Source organism: Parabacteroides sp. FAFU027, from assembly GCF_022808675.1.
GTDB lineage: Bacteria > Bacteroidota > Bacteroidia > Bacteroidales > UBA7332 > CAXXIC01.
In genome coordinates this window covers 627,126-644,509 of the sequence record NZ_JAKZKV010000001.1, presented here as the reverse complement: position 1 = coordinate 644,509, position 17,384 = coordinate 627,126, and the positions used below count along the sequence as shown (strand labels likewise).

General features: G+C 44.8%; 16 protein-coding genes. 1 reads left to right on the top strand and 15 read right to left on the bottom strand.

Features of this window, described 5'->3' with window-relative positions; genetic code table 11:
* Positions 1 to 42: 42 nt before the first annotated feature.
* Complete coding sequence (locus MLE17_RS02860; RefSeq protein WP_243346858.1) at positions 43 to 1,584, bottom strand: M28 family peptidase; 1,542 nt, start codon at positions 1,582 to 1,584, stop codon at positions 43 to 45.
* Between the two features lie 230 nt (positions 1,585 to 1,814).
* On the opposite strand from MLE17_RS02860, the gene MLE17_RS02855 reads away from it, so the two are divergent.
* Complete coding sequence (locus tag MLE17_RS02855) at positions 1,815 to 1,955, top strand: response regulator transcription factor (RefSeq protein ID WP_243346856.1); 141 nt, start codon at positions 1,815 to 1,817, stop codon at positions 1,953 to 1,955.
* 309 nt (positions 1,956 to 2,264) lie between these two features.
* Here the strand turns inward: MLE17_RS02855 and MLE17_RS02850 are convergent, their stop codons facing one another.
* From MLE17_RS02850 to MLE17_RS02785, 14 genes are all read right to left on the bottom strand, one after another.
* The gene (locus MLE17_RS02850) at positions 2,265 to 3,278 is read right to left on the bottom strand and encodes an AraC family transcriptional regulator (RefSeq protein WP_243346854.1); all 1,014 of its coding nucleotides are present in this window, start codon (positions 3,276 to 3,278) and stop codon (positions 2,265 to 2,267) included.
* Between the two features lie 479 nt (positions 3,279 to 3,757).
* Positions 3,758 to 4,720: a polysaccharide deacetylase family protein gene (locus MLE17_RS02845; protein ID WP_243346852.1), complete on the bottom strand. Its 963-nt coding sequence runs from the start codon at positions 4,718 to 4,720 to the stop codon at positions 3,758 to 3,760.
* A 543-nt stretch (positions 4,721 to 5,263) separates the two neighbouring features.
* Positions 5,264 to 5,470: a molybdopterin-binding protein gene (locus MLE17_RS02840; protein ID WP_243346851.1), complete on the bottom strand. Its 207-nt coding sequence runs from the start codon at positions 5,468 to 5,470 to the stop codon at positions 5,264 to 5,266.
* Between the two features lie 296 nt (positions 5,471 to 5,766).
* Positions 5,767 to 5,979, bottom strand: a complete 213-nt coding sequence (locus MLE17_RS02835) for a hypothetical protein (RefSeq protein WP_243346848.1) — start codon at positions 5,977 to 5,979, stop codon at positions 5,767 to 5,769.
* A 41-nt stretch (positions 5,980 to 6,020) separates the two neighbouring features.
* Positions 6,021 to 7,022, bottom strand: a complete 1,002-nt coding sequence (locus MLE17_RS02830) for an ABC transporter substrate-binding protein (protein ID WP_243346846.1) — start codon at positions 7,020 to 7,022, stop codon at positions 6,021 to 6,023.
* 72 nt (positions 7,023 to 7,094) lie between these two features.
* Positions 7,095 to 8,303, bottom strand: coding sequence for an ABC transporter substrate-binding protein (locus MLE17_RS02825; protein WP_243346844.1), 1,209 nt, complete (start codon positions 8,301 to 8,303; stop codon positions 7,095 to 7,097).
* Positions 8,304 to 8,381: 78 nt separating this feature from the next.
* Positions 8,382 to 10,427, bottom strand: a complete 2,046-nt coding sequence (locus MLE17_RS02820; protein WP_243346841.1) for a TonB-dependent receptor — start codon at positions 10,425 to 10,427, stop codon at positions 8,382 to 8,384.
* 55 nt (positions 10,428 to 10,482) lie between these two features.
* On the bottom strand, positions 10,483 to 11,472 hold the full coding sequence (locus tag MLE17_RS02815; protein ID WP_243346839.1) for a DNRLRE domain-containing protein: 990 nt from the start codon (positions 11,470 to 11,472) through the stop codon (positions 10,483 to 10,485).
* Between the two features lie 43 nt (positions 11,473 to 11,515).
* A complete protein-coding gene (locus MLE17_RS02810) occupies positions 11,516 to 12,217 on the bottom strand; it encodes a hypothetical protein (protein ID WP_243346835.1) in 702 nt (233 codons plus the stop codon).
* A gap of 329 nt (positions 12,218 to 12,546) precedes the next feature.
* Entirely contained in the window at positions 12,547 to 13,533 is a 987-nt protein-coding gene (locus tag MLE17_RS02805; RefSeq protein WP_243346834.1) for an ATP-binding cassette domain-containing protein, read from the bottom strand.
* Positions 13,534 to 13,894: 361 nt separating this feature from the next.
* A complete protein-coding gene (locus MLE17_RS02800) occupies positions 13,895 to 14,578 on the bottom strand; it encodes a GTP-binding protein (protein WP_243346833.1) in 684 nt (227 codons plus the stop codon).
* 15 nt (positions 14,579 to 14,593) lie between these two features.
* Positions 14,594 to 15,400, bottom strand: coding sequence for an ABC transporter ATP-binding protein (locus MLE17_RS02795; protein WP_243346832.1), 807 nt, complete (start codon positions 15,398 to 15,400; stop codon positions 14,594 to 14,596).
* Positions 15,401 to 15,405: 5 nt separating this feature from the next.
* On the bottom strand, positions 15,406 to 16,413 hold the full coding sequence (locus MLE17_RS02790) for a FecCD family ABC transporter permease (RefSeq protein ID WP_243346831.1): 1,008 nt from the start codon (positions 16,411 to 16,413) through the stop codon (positions 15,406 to 15,408).
* 309 nt (positions 16,414 to 16,722) lie between these two features.
* On the bottom strand, positions 16,723 to 17,379 hold the full coding sequence (locus MLE17_RS02785; protein WP_243346830.1) for an START domain-containing protein: 657 nt from the start codon (positions 17,377 to 17,379) through the stop codon (positions 16,723 to 16,725).
* Between the last annotated feature and the right edge of the window lie 5 nt (positions 17,380 to 17,384).

The window sequence follows — 17,384 nt, the reverse complement described above, 5'->3', positions numbered from 1 at the left end:
AGATGAGTTAGTTGATTGAACTAATTTAGTGATGCTTGTTTGTCAATGTCCCGAAGTCAGGAACCATGCCGGACGTTTGAATACTGGTTTTTCGGCACTGTTGGCGTAATAAACCGTAAAGTCGTAGATCAGTTTTGAGATTTTATCTAACGCGTTGTAGTTAATCAGTCGGGTTTCATCGGAGGGTTGGTGGTAATCGGGATGAAATCCTGTTGTGAATTCGATAAATGGGATTTCGTATCTGGAAAAACTATAACTGTCTGTAAAATAGGCTAATCTAAGATGCGGATTTTGCTCAGGCAAAACTTTTAAATCAAATCGTCCTTCCAGTTTCTTTGCTTGTTGGTACAACTCTTCGCAACCATTATTTATACATTCGATATGATCAGCATACCGGCCAACCATATCGAGATTAATATCCAGAACGATTTTATCCATTGGAATCAACGGGCGGAAAGTGAAATATGCTGAGCCAAGCAGTCCACTTTCTTCCCCATAACAAAAGATCACCATGATACTCCTGCGAAGATTAGGCGTTTCAGATAACTTGCGCGCGATTTCCATTACCGCAACAGTTCCGGATGCATTGTCATCGGCTCCATTATAAATGCTGTCTTTACCTTCGGCATTTCTTTTTATCCCCAAATGGTCATAATGTGCAGTCAATACAATCCATTCATGCCCATATTGCGGATCTTTGCTTTCCCGGATAGCAACCACATTGTGTCCTGTTCCGTAAATCTTAGGAGCATTAATCGTGATATCAATCTTTGATTTAAGGGGAAATGATTTTATCCGTTTTTTTTCGTAAAGTCTCTTTTGCCATTGGTCGTAATTCTTTCCGGTAATTCCGGCTAAAGTCCTGTCAAAAGTAGATTTAGAGATAATGAGGAAAGCTGAATATTCCATAGCTTTATTGTTGCTGTCAGCAAGCCTTGTTTTTGGTAACAGATGGAATGTCTTTACCATTGGAATCTCCAGGTTGATATTATTGCGGGCAGGATTTTCAAATTCATCCGTAACATATACAAGTAATGATCCTTTGCGAACTCCAACTTGTACAGCTTTGCCAATTAGATGATCGCATCCGTGCATTTCATGTGGATTCATAGTCCAGGGTGCTCCGAAGAATGCAATTCCGGCTTTCCCTTCAAGATTAATATTTTGAAAATCGTCGATGTTCTTTTCCGGATCAAAAATGCCCTGGCCGAGAAAAACAAGATCATGACTTTCGGTTGTGTTATCCAGTTTCAGACCTTGGGGTATAAGAACATATTCTTCGGGTTTTAATTCATATCCATTTAGCACGACCTTATATTTACTCTTAAACGGATCAAAAGTCACAACCGGAACATTTTGCAGATAAGAGCCTGCGTTAGCCGGCTTCCAGCCATAGGCTTCGAGTTGGTTTGCGAGGTAGAGGGCTGCAATATCGAGTTCTTCACCCGGGGTAGCTCTGCCTTTAAGCAGATCGTCTGATAAAAACTGAATATCGGCTTTCAATCGTTTTTCGGAGTCGGTTTGAGCATGTATTGCAGTCCATGTAAATAAGCTCATTACAATACATACGATTATTGTTTTCATGGTTCATTCTCCTATTAATTTCAACCTATAACGAACTTTCTTCCAGGGGAGATTCTTATCTTGAACCTGGGTCGCATTAGGCTAAGTTTTCCCAATATCAAAGTTAGTCATTGCCTTGCCTCAAGTCAATTCTACCATGGTAGTATTTTTCAACCCTAAATCATACCTGTAACGATGAGGATAATGTGTGAATGGTGTAGTTCTCAGGGGCTGGCTAATGTGAAAGAAAAATGGAGATAAAGGAGGTGGCGCAGGATCTTTTTATCAGCATCACTACCGCGAAGAAGCACCTTACTAATCTGATCAGGAAGGCGGGTGTGCGTAATTCTGCCGAACTGGTGGCTAAGGCTGTGGAGTGTGGGTGGTATTAACCTAACAGGTCTTTGAGACCTGTTAGGTTTGTTAGAAACACCGTATCTATATTCCTCAAGGGATATCGGGGGGCAATAAAAAATAACTTTTGGGAAAAATAGCAGCGTTTTTCCTTTACTATAAAATGATCTAAGTAGATGGATTGACTTGATGTCGTATTTACTAAGGTAAAACTAGTTACGCGTCAAGCGGCATGAAGCCGCTGATCGCAGGTCCCCCGCACCTTATCTTTTGTACAAAACCCATTCCCGTTGAATTTGTGGACCGAAGAAATATTTCAAATATCCATATAGTTGAAATTCCCTCTGTCAGGTTTCTATTCCTAGAGTCAACTCTCTCCTCAGTTCCAGCGGAGTCTTTCCCTCTTTTTTCTGCAAGAAGCGATTGAATGAGTTCTGCACGTCAAATCCCAGCATTTCAGATACCTCACTGATGGACAGTTTAGTATGTGACAGCAGATGACGGGCAGACTCGTGTCTGACCTGGTCCAGTAACACCTGGAAGGTTGTCCCCTCACTCTTCAGATAACGTTGCAGGCTCCGGGCCGAAAGGTTCATCAGCGAAGAGATCAGGGTTAATGATGGCGTTGTGTTTCTCAACTGATAGCCGATGTGTTGTTTGGTGTTTTCTGACCAGATATTCCGGCTGCTTTTTATCTGCTGGATATAGTTCTGATACAATTGCAGAGCAGCGGGATTAGCGGTTGGCACTTTCCAGGTCAGCACCTCAAGAGGGAGTACAAAGCAGGTGTACTCTGCATTAAACACTACCGGGCACTGAAAGTACTCTTCCAATAAATCAACTTTACCCTCTTTAGGGTATGGAGTAAATATCTTTAATGGTCTGACCTCTCTACCCAGAATCTCCCTACGACTACGGAGCGATATACTGATATATAATTCCGCAGACTGTCGGGCGGCTATCGGGAAATTTTCAATCCATGACAAATTAGTTCTCTTGATATGGTAGATGCCGTCCTTCCTTATTTCATAGGAATAATCGTTCAGAGAATCAATCAGGTTGATGTATTTTATCATATTATTCAGTACAGCGGCATACGTGTCACAGTTTTGATAAAGCTGTCCCAGTACACCCAGCGCTGAATAGGGCGATTCATAACCTATACGCAGGCCGATACGGATATCTTCAAGCCGTCTTACTGTTTTCTCTGAAAATACGCCCATCTGATAGGGGGTAAGCACCAGGTCTGGTTTGTACAGTTCCTCCGGGGAAATGGAAATCTCCTCCAATAAGTCAACAAAGTTGTACCCTTTCGACTCCAGGGAGAAAATGACGTTTCTTAGAATTATTCCGCTTAGCATAGCTTATTGTTTTTTGTCGCGATCGGATAAAAATAATACATTTTGGGCGAAATCCAAGAGATAAGGAGTAGATAATTTTGTCGCTATTAAAATAGGTGGGTTTATTAGAAGATTTAAGGTATTTATTCCATCAGATTCAGATATATAGAGATAGTTATTCAACCCCTTATTTGGTTTTTTTATGATGGTGTGCGTCGGTTTATATAAGGTAAACCGACGCTTTTTTTTGATATAACTGGACTGTTGTATTGTTTTGAAGTGTGAATTCTGATGCAGTTGTAGTTCGGGTGATTGAATTAAAGTTAATATGGTATGGCTTTGTGTTTTTAATGTATGTTTTGTAGCATAAAAACACTATCTTTGCAATGTGTTTTTCATGGTATTAGATTTAAGGTTAATAAAGGGTTGAGGTTGTCGTGATGACAACCTTTTCTTTTTTCTATAGGTTTCTTATCCTATAAGGTTGGTTGGCAAAAAAACTATTTGTAGAAAAGAGGAAGATGCGCCAGCTTTAGGATAAATTCCGGCGTCAATGGCCAATTCTCATATTGTTCTCTTTTTAACCCGGAAGAAGCAGCCCACCGGAGCAACCATGCCGGATTGTACTCATTGTAATAAGTAATCTCCGTTTTATACGCTTTATCTTTTATAGCCTCTTTCAGTGAAATAAACTGGTAGCCTTTGTCCCGGAATATTTGTGCAATCCGGTCAATATAGTCTCGGTTTATGGCATTGGCATGCAGCAGCATGACCTGGTTTATACTTCTTCCAAATAGTAATTGAGAGAGCTTTTCACTGTAATCCAGTTGTTCCTGTGTATATTCGAGGTAACATGTCCCGATTTTACGCATTAATGCCGTGTCTTTTTGCACCATAGCACTATCGTACGCATCGTTGAATTTCCAGTCATCATTGTGGACAGTAACCGGTGCAACGATGTATTTCTTACTGGTCAGGAACCGGGTCAGCGAGTCTGCTTTCGCTTTCGTTTCGCCGATACTCAAAAACGGATGCCGGAAATAGCGTAGCTTTTTGTGGTATTGAGCCATTAACGGCCGGATAATCTTCTCTCCCTCCAGTATGTCATCTGTAAACGCCCTATAGTTAGTCTGGTTGTAATCCGGGTGAGAATAGGTATGATTGCCCAACTCCAGTCTGGCGTTCATCCATGCTCTGAGCAGATCAACCTGTTTTTGATCGGGTTTCATCTTGTCATTGTAAAGGTCCGATTCATTGACGAAGCCAATAGCAGGTATGTGGTACTGTGTAAAGGTCTTAATCAGGGAGGTTGTTACCTGTAGCTCAAAGAGTAGGGTAGTGTCATTTTGCACGCTCACAGGGAGATCATCAATGGTAAAGCAAACCTTTTTGTCTGCCCCCCGCATGACAGGCGCTAATAAAAGCATGCATACGAGAGCAATGGCGGTGTTGGTGGTTTTCATACATTCAGGGATAAGAACAGGTTAATAACAAATACAAAAGATAATCGCAGATGTTCCTGTAAATAAGATCGAAACATCCCCTGGAATGGAATTTGAAATAGAGCTCAACGACTGAGTCTGAGTCCGGCAGACTACTAATGAAACGTCGTTTGAGATTATTCTGTTTGTTGAAATCCATTATTTATTTCTGATCGGTTCAATAGAAAATGATCGTAACCAGAAGTTATTCAAAAACAGATTATAGGGGTATGTGATAGCCATTGTAGAGTGAATATGTATGTAACAGATTCGTTATATGGCGTATTTGAGTTAAATGATGTATTATTGGTGGATAAAATATGCTGACATTACATGTTGTATAACACAAGCAACTATCTTTGTACTGTGTTTTTCATGGTATTAGATTTAAGGTTAATAAAGGGTTGAGGTTGTCGTGATGACAACCTTTTCTTTTTTCTAAAAACGAGTTCTACAGAGACATATATAAATAGAAAAACCCGGTCAGAAATCACTGCCGGGTTTTCTTTTGGAAAGAAAGAACTATTATTTGCCAATCATTACTTCCGTAGATTTCACGATAGCATACACTTCATCACCTACTTTTAGCTTCAGGTCATCCACGCTTTCTACCGAGATGAGAGAGCTGACGGTGTTACCGCCACCAATGTTTACTTTTACTTTGGCCATGACAGCACCTAATACGATTTCTTCGATGGTTCCTTTGATTTTGTTTCTTGCGCTAAGTTCCATAATTGTTTGTTTTGATATTGTTTGACAAATAAGTTGTTTTGTCAAATATAACGCAAATAATCACGACAGGTTTGTTGTAAAAACAGATGAATGACGACTTTTTGGTAGTAAAATGGCGTTATTCATTTTATTGAGTGAAATAGTCTGTCGGAGATTGGTTCACATAAATATCTGAAAAGCAATACCGGCTATGAGTGGGTTTGACAGTTTAATTCAGAGAAAAATGAGTCTGGTCGATGGTTGTTAATAATTTGCAAAAGCGAAAATAACTTCATCGATATCCGTTTCCGGATCTGTCAGGAAAGGATTAACTCTGTTATTTCCCGGCCTGCACACCCTTTCTTTCGCATACGGGCCTGAAGGACATCGCCCGGTTGTAGGGCGTCATTCTCAAATTTGTCTGTTTCAAGGGTTCGGAATTCACCGGCTGCATTTTGAAAAATATAGAATGTTTTCTCTTCAAAACAACTCAACTTGATGAGGGTTACCTTTTCGATGTATTCTTCCATATTCGTAAGAGTTGATGTGAGACGCATATTGGTATGCGGGTTCACTTTTTAGACTGCAAAAGCCTTGCCAACTCTGTCTCGCTCAATGGATATTTGTAAAAAAGGCGGTAGAAAGCTTTGATCTGCTCATGCGCTTTCTTTTGTGATTGCCGGTAAAAAAACTCCGAAAGCAGAATCAGTCCCGGTATGCGGTTGATGGAGGGCGGATTGCCAAACCAGTTGTATGGCTCTTCCGGAATGTGGAAGACATGTTTTTTCTGTACAGCAGGAATCTTCTTCCACAGCGGGGAAGCGTATATTTCGGTGTAAGGATCGTCACCGCCTTTGTCCACCGTGAAGATGTAATCGGGTTTCCACAGCATGATCTGTTCCAATGAAACGGTCGCATAACCACGGGCTTCGATTTCCGTTTCGGCAGCATTGCGGATGCCTAACAAGTCAAAGAGTTGGGCGTGCTTACTTCCGCTGGGTGCAGTCATCAGCCCATCGCTACCTACTGCAAGGTAAGCGGAGGCATTGTTTTTAGCATTTGTTTTTTGTAACTGAGATAGTTCTTTATAGAAGTTGTCGAGGAAATCGGCACAGGCTTTGGTTTCCTTATTTTCTCCTAACAGAGAACCGAGAAAACGGTAAGAATTATCCATTTTCAATATGTTCAGGTCGATGATTACCAATGGAATATTGGTTTGTTTGCTGAGCTTTTCATAACGGGAATAATCTTCGGGAACGAAGCAGCCAGCGATAATAATATCAGGGGCTGCACTCATCACAGCTTCCGGATTTTTGATGTCGGTAATGGGAAGCTTGCGGTAACTTTCGTGGATGTACTTCATGTCCGTATTGTCAGGATTGAGGCCACGGCTGATGAGTTTTCCGCTTGAGCAGGGGAAAAGCATCAGGCAGGTCTTTTCATCGTGGGGAAGGATACGGTTGATTTTCACTGGTATCGTTACTTTTCGACCAGCCATGTCGGTGATTACTCGGGTTTGGGCAAATATCAGCTGCGATGCGAGCAGCAGGAGGAGGGATAGCATTGTTTTCATAATTCGTTGATTTGGATTCTAAACCTCCAAGGTTTTGAAAACCTTGGAGGTTTGGAAGTCGGTTGGAAGTCGTCAATCCTTATTTTCAAATACTTCGAAGGCAATTTCGCTGAAATAATCTTTCTGGTAGGGGAGGGATGAGTTTTTAATCGTCTCCCAGCCGAGCCAGCGAATATTGGCATTAGCCGCAGTTTCCGAATCGGGATGCGCTGATATGGCACCCGCATTTTCCAGAAATCCGGCAATCTCTTTGGAAAAGAAATGCCGGGCGATTTTCAAAACCTGCTCGTTACTCCCTTTTTTGACCAACAGGAAGAAGGTACTGACCGGATTGCCGTCTTTGGGAGAAAGCACCTCCACATCTGCATTACTGCGGACAAAGAGGGTGGTGTATCGCTGCACCACATTGAAAGGCGATGACTCGGGATGATTCTTTCCGATGTCTTTGATGATTTTGGAGAAATGCCATTTAAACTTCACCGAGCGGGCATAATTACGGATACCCTGTTCACCGTATTTCTGGTGCAGGTAGAAGAGCATATTGGACCCGAAATGGTCGCGCTGGGGTTTCCCCATTTGCGTTACGGCATCGGCATATACCGGACTAAGCAGGTCGCTCCAGCGGGTTGGTATTGGTAGATTTTCCTCCTTCGATTTGTCGTGGAGAATCACCAGTTCCTCAGCACCGAAAGCGTGGTATTGTTCTGTCGTATCGTAAAGCCCTGAATTGTTCCAAAGCTCATGTACATTTACTTTCAACGGTGTATCGAAATATCCCGGTTTTACGAACCTGTCCACAAAGCGGCGGGTCATGAGCGAACTGAATCCTTTACCTACCAGTATATCCGGTAGTTCGTCCGGATTCTCGCATTGGGCAAGGTAAAACTGGAACGCTTTCTTATTATTCTTCTGGAAAAACTGATGGTTGAGAGGGATTTTCTCTGTATTGGCGAATTTTTCCATTTCCTCAATAAAAGCCTCGTGCCAGGTAAAGTCAGCAAAACCGGCCATGTTCACTTTACCGGGTTGAATCAACTCGTGCCGGATATTTTCCAGCTGGTCGAAATCCTGATGTTCACGGCGGACGATGTGATTGAGGTCGGAAAGTATCTCTTCCCGGTTGTTTTCTGTCAGGTATTTCCCCAACGTTTCATTGTAACTTATCGTGAGCGGAGAAAGTTTAATTCCGGCACAAAGCAGCACCCGGTAAGCTCCTTTATAGGATTCCAGGAGTTTCCGGAGAGGGGTGTTTACTGTAATTGTTGAGCTGTTTGCTTCCATTGTTTTTTGCATTTTAACCTGATATTGTTGATGTTATCGTTACTCCTCCCCTTTGGGGGGAGGCCGGAAGGGGGCTTCTTAAAACCGCACATTGACGGTTGTTTTGAAATTTCGTCCGATGCCTCTCAGGTAACCGCCATAAGGCAGGTAGCTTGTATCCAGCATATTGTTGACTAAAAGACTGAAAGTGGTACCATTCAACGCTTTGGGTAAATGAATATTCAATCCTGCATCCCAAAGTGGATAGGCGTTCCGGGCATTCTGTCCCCAGGTTTTGGTGACAGAATATTCGGGCAGGCGGTCGTACGAGGCGATGTAGCTGAAGATGATAAACACCGACGGCTCCACATTTTTCCAGCTTTTGTAATATTGCAACTTGTTGCGGATTCGTCCCGGAGGAATACCTTCGAGTGGAGAGCCTTTGCCCAGATAACCGTCGTTGGTCACATCATCGCCATAAGCGTAAGTTGCATTGATGGTCAGCTCGGCTTTCCCTGCTCTTTTTTTATCTCCGGTAAATGCAGTCAACGAACCGTCGAAGCCATAAAGACGCGCTTTGGCGATATTGATATAGGTGTATTTGTTGGTAAACAGCTCATATTCCGAAATGCGGTTGTGGAAAAACGATGCCCAGCCGTTGAGCGTGTACATGAGGTGTTTGAGTTCGCCTTTTACCACCCACTCGATGTTGTAACAGGTCTCCGGTTCAATATCAGGATTCCCGACAAAAGTTCCTCGCCCTCCGTAGAAAACACCGATAGCCTCCATCGGAATTGGGAAACGGAAGTGGCGGCTCAGGCTCAGGTCGTTTTGCAGCCACGGGCGGAATTTATAGCTCCAGTCAATGCCTCCGGTCACATTGTAGTACGATTTGGAGTGGATGCTGTCTTTCTTCAGGTTGCCGTAATCACCGCGCAGACTTAACCCGATTTGATGTTTCTCCTTCTCGTATTCGGCAATGCCGTAAATGCCGCCAATGGTTTGTTGTTGCTCAGAATAATATTTGTAAAGGCTCGACGTATTGTGCTTAATATCATCCGTACCGTGATCCTGACACAGGTAGTCTGTGTACGCATCGGCACCGGCTTCACCTACCCAATAGCGGGCGATTTTCTTGGAAGCATTTACCTTAAATCCTCCCGCTTGCTTGAAGGAATAAATCATCTCACGGATAGCAAGCAGTTTGGTTCCCGCATTCACCTGGTCCTGGCGTTGGTCAGTATTGAGCCCGTTGTACCAAAGGTTGGTATTGACAGACGTGCCGTTAGCGATAGTGGTGCGAAACTTGAGCGATGATTCGATATTGTACCGGTCAAAAAAGGTGCGGTAGTCATACGGGTTGTTTTGAAATCCCAACGGCTTTTCCCGCTGTCCGCTGTAATAGTTGTTGTCCCATTCGATGATACTTTGACCTTTAAATTTATGGGCCAGCTTAGTGGAGAGGTTTTTATAGGAGTACGCTGAATTCAGGGCCTCCACCTGGTCGGGATAATGGAAGTTATCGGCTAAAGTATATCGACCACCCACGGTGAAGACGTTTGATGAGTTCGCATAACAGAAGCGGGTATCAGCCGTCTGTTCGTTGTTATTGCTCCCGTAAGCGAGTTTTGCATTTCCGTTAAATCCCTTTTTCTTAAACGACAGCTTTTCATTAATCAGCAAAACACCGCCGACACTTCCGTTACCGTACGCAATGCTACGTGCTCCGTGCAGAAGTTGTACATCCGACACATCGTTCGGGTTGATATCTTCGAGTTTATACCCCGATTGGTCGATGCCGGTCTTCACCATCCCGTTTTTCTCCACATGGATGCGGCTGCCGTACATGCCCCGGATCAGGAGAGGAAAGGTCGTTTCGTTTACCTTTACAATGCCCGGTAATTGGTCCACCACGTTGATGAAATTCTCTGAAGCGACTGCCGAAATATCTTTAGGGGTGAGAATCACCGCATTTTTAGCTTTCAGCTTCTCTTGTCTGAAGCCGTTGACGCTGACTTCCTGAAGCCTGACTTCTTTGTTTTTGGTCACGCTCTTCACTTTCAGCGTATCTGCCGGGAGAGCAGATACCTGAAGTGAGAAGAGTGGAAAAAGAAAAGGAATGATGTATTTAACCCGCTTAATCATAGTTGCAAATTTGAGCCGTCATCGAATGTCAGGCGGCAATGATGAACAAAAGAAATTATTTCACCATGAGTTTCGAAGTATAGCTTCCGGCTTTGATGAGATAGATGCCTGGTTTCATATCTGTCAATTCGATGTTCAGTTTTTCTTCGTTATTTGCCTGAACTGTTTTAACCAGAGTACCGCAGGTGTTGTAGATAAATACTTTTTCCGAAGAAGCTTTAGTAAAACTTACGGTAACATAGTCTGACGCAGGGTTAGGATAGGTTGTGAATTTTACTGCTAATCCGGAATTTATTCCCATTGGAATTCCACCGGATACAGTATAATAGACCTTTAAAAGCGGGCTGGTTGTCGCATCACCTGTTTCGCGGGAGAGGAATTGTTTGGCAGTCTGAGCTTTTGTTTCATCCCCTTGTAAAACCCATCCGAAGTTTGATGATGGTGTATTTAACCAGTTTTGTACTTCTGATGTCATCGTGGTTGAGACAAAGTATTTCAGTCCATAGGCATCAGCTCCGGTGCTTGTTAAGCCTGTTCCCGCATAGATAGTTGCACTAACTGTCGGGTCGAAATCCCCACCCGGAGTTGTCCAAGCCGGACTGCTGGTAGGAGAGGCCACATTGTTAAAGGTATAGAGCCAGGTCACGTCGTTTTGCGTGGCCGTTGCACCTTGACCACCACCCTGCATGGATGTCCCTTCGCCCCAGTCTTTTAAAACGCGATGCAAATCAACGTTAGTCCCCACACCGGAAGTCCGGCTGAAGTACATACTTAAACGTACACTGTCAATGGTCGCATTGACCGGAACATGATTGGCAACGTCAAAATAGACCAATGCCCGACGGATACTTGTAACTGCCGCTCCTGCATCCTGATTGGTTCTTCCTGCGGTGATTGAATAAAGAGCGTTACTTAATGAACCGGTTGCCGATTGGATAATGGTGTTGTCCTTTGAGCAAAGGATGGATACCGATTCGCTCGCTTTGATGATGGAACCAAAGCTAATAGCAGAAAGCAAACTGAGTGTAATAATTCTTTTTCTCATAACCTTAAAATTTAATTGTGTGAAACCTATTGTATTATTATTGTTAGTCCATCTCATACGGTTTAAAGCGATACCATCGGATGGGGACGTGGCCGCCGCCCTGACGCTCGATGTGTTGCCACTTGAAGTAATTTCCATCAGAGGTGCGGATGAGCCACACCGGGGATTGGCTTTCAGGAAGGCGAACCACTTTGTCGCCAATGACCAGTACCTGATAGGCTCCCAGCAGTAGCGCTTCACTCATCTGGATAAATCCGTCTTTCCAGGGATAGGCTGTCGAGTCGTTTGGATTTATGGAAAATACCTTATCGGCCTTTACGCTATCCTGCATCAGCTTGGTCACATAATTAAACTCAGCGAAACCCTCAGCCCCCAATCCAATCCCGGCAAATTCAGAGACATTGAGCGCGATCGCCTTGGTCGGTGTAGATTCGTCTCCCCAGAGAAATACCACTGGACGACCGCCATAAGAACTGGTTACCGGGTCCTGTATGCGCCACGCCAGCATCTTCAGGTCGTATTTGAAGTTGGGGTATTCGTCGAGCGACACGATGGAGTCGCTTTCGAAGTCCACCCCGAATCCGGCGGGATAGTTCTGTGGTTTGGTTTCCAGGATTCCAGTCGAAGGTATCTGGTCGGTGAAGAAGGAGTTTTCGTCCAGTACTTTTTTGCATCCGGATTCAAATGCCAAACCCGCAGTACACAGCAGGAAAATGAAATATTTATTTAGTCGTGTCTGAGTCATTTTACTATGTGGTCTTTAAAAAGTGAATACTTTATTATTCATAAAGATGAATAACGGTAGGTGCGGTGATTCGCTATTCTGCTTTTACTAATATAAATATCGTGCCATAAATGTAAATCGTAGTATATCAGTCAATAGCGGTTTTAGTGTGGAGTCAGTGTCCTACATCGAGGTCAGGGTTGGTGGACGAAATCTACAAGAATGTATAACGATTAATGGCTCTGTCTGACACGAATTTATATATCAGGCAGGAGAAAAATAAATCCCGAAGTCTGTATGGAGACAAACTTCGGGATTAACTTATACTATTGAATCAAGGTGGAGGTGGATCAGAATTCTCCTTCAATCACTTCTCCATTTCGCAAACTATTACGTAAGGCCAGTATTTTATTATCGAGCTCTTCCAGTGCAGAAAGATTAGCTTTTTCGGCAGTCGATGTCGGAATAATTTTGTGAATACCCCCGTTTTTGATGACGAGTCGTTGTCCGGCCATCAATGCCAAAATGGGGTCGTGGGTGGCCATCAGCACGATCTTTTCTTTTTTGACTAAAAGACTGAGCGCCTTTTTACGGTCGATTCCAGCGTTCTCAATTTCATCGATCAACACTACCGGAGAGCTGCTCAGAAACGCGGTGTCGGCAATCATCAGCGCGCGGGATTGTCCGCCGGACAGTGCCGTGACAGGTGTTTCACCGGTAAAGGATTCTCCCGCCAACAGGTTCGCCTGGCGAATGATTTCTGCCACAATCTCTGTAGGGTTCAGGATCATGCGGCTCTCGGCATGCATGGTGATAAACTCCTCGACGGTGGTATCAATCACGAAGTTCATATTTTGTGATAGCTGTGCCACCAGTTTGTGTTCCAGGGAAAAGCGTAGTTCAGGGTCAGGGACTGAACCGTTGACCAGAATCTTGCGGGAGGTAGGGGTATCACCCTGTGCCATCCACTCGATGTCGGCCAGCAGGCGGCTTTTGCCTGAACCTGTCGGCCCGACAATGCTGGTGATGGTGCCGTTATCGAGTGTGAGGGTCAGCTCTTCGGCATTTCCGCTTTTGTCGTGACCACCAATGATAGTGATGGAGTTGACTTTGCTTTCCTCTTTCTCCTGGCCCATTTCGATAAAGCCGGCCAGATTGTCAATTAACTGCTCCTTGTCCATCCCGATGTCTTCAAAATATTCGTCATCCTGTGTGTTGAGGTATTCGCCCAGACTGATTTTAGGATTTGCCGGAGTGATCCGATATGTCCTGAAGAATTCAGCAACGTATGGCGTTTCTTCGGATATAAGCCCAATTTCCTTTTCTAATAGTTCCATAGGGTAGGGATTGAGGGGTTGAGGGAATGAATGATTGAATAAATGGGTTTCGCTGATGACTCTCTAGGTTTCGCTGGTCGTTCTCTAGGTTTCGCTGACCGTCCTCTAGGTTTCGCTGACCGTCCTCTAGGTTTCGCTAGTCATCCTCTAGGTTTCGCTGACCGTTCTCTAGGTTTCGCTGATCGTCCTCTAGGTTTCGCTGGTCGTCCTCTAGGTTTCGCTGATCGTCCTCTAGGTTTCGCTGGTCGTCCTCTAGCTTTCGCTGATCGTCCTCTAGGTTTCGCTGATAGTCCTCTAGGTTTCGCCAGTCATCCTCTAAGTTTAGCTGACCGTCCTCCAGGTAACGGAAGTCGTTATTGCATTAAATCTTGATCTTCCTGACATTTCCCATCTGGTAATCCTTGCCGATTTTAGTCTCTCCCAGGCAATAGGAGCAAAGCGCGGCAGGCATGGAGAAACGCAGGGAGCCTCCATTGAGGGTATGGGTGTTTTGAGCCGAATGAAATAGCGTCGTTAGTTCGTATGCACCCTGTCCCGTGATGCCATTGACATACATGATTTTGGCTTTGGCATTGGACTGGCGCACTTTGAAGGCAAATACCTCTCGCTCGGCCTGTGACACGATATCGCCTTTGGTGATGACGATGATGTCGGCAAATTTCAGCATCGGACCGATCTTCTTGGGGGTGTTGATGCCCATTAGGTTGTCGATGACGCAGACGGCCTGCACGTTTTTGGCGTGGGGCGAACAGCGGTTGCACAGTCCGGCACTCTCCGAAAGCAGGAAGTCGAGGTTGAGGTCTTTGCCCCATTCAATGCAGTCGTCGATGTTGCTCACAAAGTAGTGGTCGGGACAAAGGTTACCCGAAAGTCCCACCCGAACGGGGATGCCGAGGGCTTCATAGAGTTTGTCATCGTCGGTATAGAGGCAGTCAAACTTGACCACGCCCACCTTTTTACCTTCCGCCTGCAATGCTTTTACGGCATTGAGCAGCACGGAGGTTTTCCCTGATGACGGTGGTCCGGAAACGGTGATAAGTTTCATAATTTCCTGGTTTTATTAGTTGTGAATAAGAGGCACACACACCTTTCCGGAATCGCAGGTCTCCATAACGGAAACCTCGATGCCGTATATCTTCTTCAGATTTTCCGGTGTGAGGGTACTGTCGGGTACGCCCGATTTATATAGCCTTCCGTTGTTGATCAGAATGACTTTCGACGCCACCATAAAGGCGTGGTCGGGCGAATGGGTGGCCATCAGGATACCCACGGACTGCTTCTTCAGTTCGTTAACTTTGCGAATCACCCGCACTTGGTTTCCATAGTCGAGGTTGGAAGTCGGCTCATCAAGTATGATGAATCGCGCCTCCTGTGCCAGTGCCCGTGCGAAAAGCACCATCTGTCGCTCGCCACCGCTCAATTCGGAAAACGACCGGTCTGCCAGATGCCGGATATCCAGCAGCTCCATCGCCTCCAGGGCAATGCGCCTGTCCTTTCGGCCCGGTGTCTGGAACATGCCCAAGTGTACAGTCCGGCCAAACAATACGACATCTTTCACTTTATAGGGAAAGGGTATCGTATGGTTCTGCGGTACATAAGCCACCATTTTGGCAAATTCATTGGGCGAAAAGTCAGCGATGTTTTTCCCGTTGAGCCGGATTTCCCCGCTGATAGGAGGAATAAATCCCAGGATGGTCTTAAACAGGGTCGTTTTGCCCACACCGTTCGGCCCGAGAATGCAAATGATTTCGCCACACGACACGCTGAAGCTGATATCCTTCAGCACCGGTTGTCCATCGTAACCGAAATGCGTTTGGGAAAATTCCATGCGCCCCGGCGTTCCCATATTGGAGTGATTCGTCTTCATAAGCACTACCAGTTTTTGTGTGATGATTTTTTCAGGAAATAGATGAAAAATGGAGCGCCAAGCACTGATGTCAGTATTCCAATCGGTATCTCAATGGGAGTGAGCGACCTTGAAATAGTATCCACCACCAGCATAAATATCCCTCCGGTCAGAAACGAAACCGGCAATAAGACCCGGTAATCCGGCCCAGCTATCATCCGTGCCAAATGGGGGATGATGAGTCCGACCCATCCCACAATCCCGCAAATCGAAATCATGCTGGCCGAAATCAGCGAGGAGCAAACGATAATCAGCATCCTGAGCCTGCCGGTATTTATCCCGAGTGACCGGGCTTCATCTTCACCGAAAGAGAGTACATTGACCCGCCAACTGATAAGCAGCAAAGGGACAATGCCCAGTGTGAGGATCGGAAATACGGTCTTGATGTCGTTGAGTTGGATGCCTGAAAGACTGCCCATCAGCCAGTAGGTGATGGCAGGGAGTTTATTGTCGGGGTCAGCCACATATTTTATCAGGGAAAGCATCGCTCCGAAAAAAGAGGAGATAATGATGCCCGAGAGTACCAGTATCAGTATCGGTTCGTGTTTATTGCCAATGAGCCTGCTCACTGCCATTGCAATCAATACCGCCGACATCCCACCCATAAAGGAAAACAGCTGGATACCCACAGCCGGCATCGCGAGCAGGATGCCCAAAGCCGCGCCGAATCCCGCTCCTGACGAAACACCCAGTATATCGGGGCTTACCATCGGATTACGAAACATTCCCTGATAGGATGCTCCCGCCAATGCCAGCGAACCACCCAGCGCAATGGCTCCCAGTATCCGGGGTATGCGGATATTGAGCAGGATGATTTTCAGGTTTTCGTCAAATGTCCCGGTCTGGAAAATAAAAGCAGATAAATCCTTCAGCGATACTGGATAGCGTCCCAGGCACAACGATAACGTTGCTACAATCAGCAACACCACCAGGCAAACGGGAACTATGGAACGGTTGGATATCAGCACACGCATAGGATTTTACTTATGATATTCATCAATATGAATAACGACGGGTGTCGCTACTCAGTGTTATTGATGAAACCAGTAATAAATAGCGTGCCAGAATGAGGCAGAAATGTGGTTAATAGTAAAATGAAACGTTGAAGTGAACTATCTGTGGGTGGTAATGTGACGTATATCAGGTATATATGTGACGTATGGCTCTTGTGGGTAGAAGGGGAATCTATTGCTTTAATAATTTATCCGGTTGACGGGAACCATTGTTCCCTACAGATATGTTTGAACTGTGAATGTGTTTTTACGCAAATGTCGGTTGTTCGCTTAAGGTTTAACGGTACTTGTGAGCGCCTGTTTTTCCAATCCCTGTCTGAGACTTTTGATGGATTTGATAGGTGAATCGGTTAAGATCATATTTAAAAGCCAGTCTGGGAGACTTTCTGCCGGATCTACATAAAACTCAAGTTCTATTTGTGAGGTGTTTGTGCCGGATGGTATAATCGTCCATTGCTGGCGGTAATCTTTTATCCGGGTTAAGTTCTTTTGAGGGGGAACGACTCCGGTAAGTGGGACGGAAATGATTATACTTACTCCGGTAGATGGGTTCAGAACCACGGTAGATTCAACGCAAAGATCCCGGTTCCTGAAAGGCCATGGCAATTTATAAACGAGATAATATTGCGTCCGTTTATTCTTTTCGTGATAAAGGATTTTGATCTGACTGAGGTTTTTATCCCACCAATCTTTCTTATTAACATCCACGAGAAAAGCCATAATTTTATCTGAAGATTCCCTGAACTCCGTCACACCTTTGAAGGATTTCAGATTTTTCCCTGATTCCTGACGGGAATATATTTTCACCCCATCCTGTTCCTTTACATATTTCCATGCCTGACTGGATAGGGTAACAGGGAAAATAAACAGGAGTAATATAATTATATGAAACCTGTATTTTGCAATATGGAATTGGAGGGCATTCATAAACT

What these genes read in the sequence shown, in the direction of transcription:
- MLE17_RS02860 (WP_243346858.1), bottom strand. Translation starts at nt 1,584, where the DNA reads ATGAAAACAATAATCGTATGTATTGTAATGAGCTTATTTACATGGACT.
- MLE17_RS02855 (WP_243346856.1), top strand. Translation starts at nt 1,815, where the DNA reads ATGGAGATAAAGGAGGTGGCGCAGGATCTTTTTATCAGCATCACTACC.
- MLE17_RS02850 (WP_243346854.1), bottom strand. Translation starts at nt 3,278, where the DNA reads ATGCTAAGCGGAATAATTCTAAGAAACGTCATTTTCTCCCTGGAGTCG.
- MLE17_RS02845 (WP_243346852.1), bottom strand. Translation starts at nt 4,720, where the DNA reads ATGAAAACCACCAACACCGCCATTGCTCTCGTATGCATGCTTTTATTA.
- MLE17_RS02840 (WP_243346851.1), bottom strand. Translation starts at nt 5,470, where the DNA reads ATGGAACTTAGCGCAAGAAACAAAATCAAAGGAACCATCGAAGAAATC.
- MLE17_RS02835 (WP_243346848.1), bottom strand. Translation starts at nt 5,979, where the DNA reads ATGGAAGAATACATCGAAAAGGTAACCCTCATCAAGTTGAGTTGTTTT.
- MLE17_RS02830 (WP_243346846.1), bottom strand. Translation starts at nt 7,022, where the DNA reads ATGAAAACAATGCTATCCCTCCTCCTGCTGCTCGCATCGCAGCTGATA.
- MLE17_RS02825 (WP_243346844.1), bottom strand. Translation starts at nt 8,303, where the DNA reads ATGGAAGCAAACAGCTCAACAATTACAGTAAACACCCCTCTCCGGAAA.
- MLE17_RS02820 (WP_243346841.1), bottom strand. Translation starts at nt 10,427, where the DNA reads ATGATTAAGCGGGTTAAATACATCATTCCTTTTCTTTTTCCACTCTTC.
- MLE17_RS02815 (WP_243346839.1), bottom strand. Translation starts at nt 11,472, where the DNA reads ATGAGAAAAAGAATTATTACACTCAGTTTGCTTTCTGCTATTAGCTTT.
- MLE17_RS02810 (WP_243346835.1), bottom strand. Translation starts at nt 12,217, where the DNA reads ATGACTCAGACACGACTAAATAAATATTTCATTTTCCTGCTGTGTACT.
- MLE17_RS02805 (WP_243346834.1), bottom strand. Translation starts at nt 13,533, where the DNA reads ATGGAACTATTAGAAAAGGAAATTGGGCTTATATCCGAAGAAACGCCA.
- MLE17_RS02800 (WP_243346833.1), bottom strand. Translation starts at nt 14,578, where the DNA reads ATGAAACTTATCACCGTTTCCGGACCACCGTCATCAGGGAAAACCTCC.
- MLE17_RS02795 (WP_243346832.1), bottom strand. Translation starts at nt 15,400, where the DNA reads ATGAAGACGAATCACTCCAATATGGGAACGCCGGGGCGCATGGAATTT.
- MLE17_RS02790 (WP_243346831.1), bottom strand. Translation starts at nt 16,413, where the DNA reads ATGCGTGTGCTGATATCCAACCGTTCCATAGTTCCCGTTTGCCTGGTG.
- MLE17_RS02785 (WP_243346830.1), bottom strand. Translation starts at nt 17,379, where the DNA reads ATGAATGCCCTCCAATTCCATATTGCAAAATACAGGTTTCATATAATT.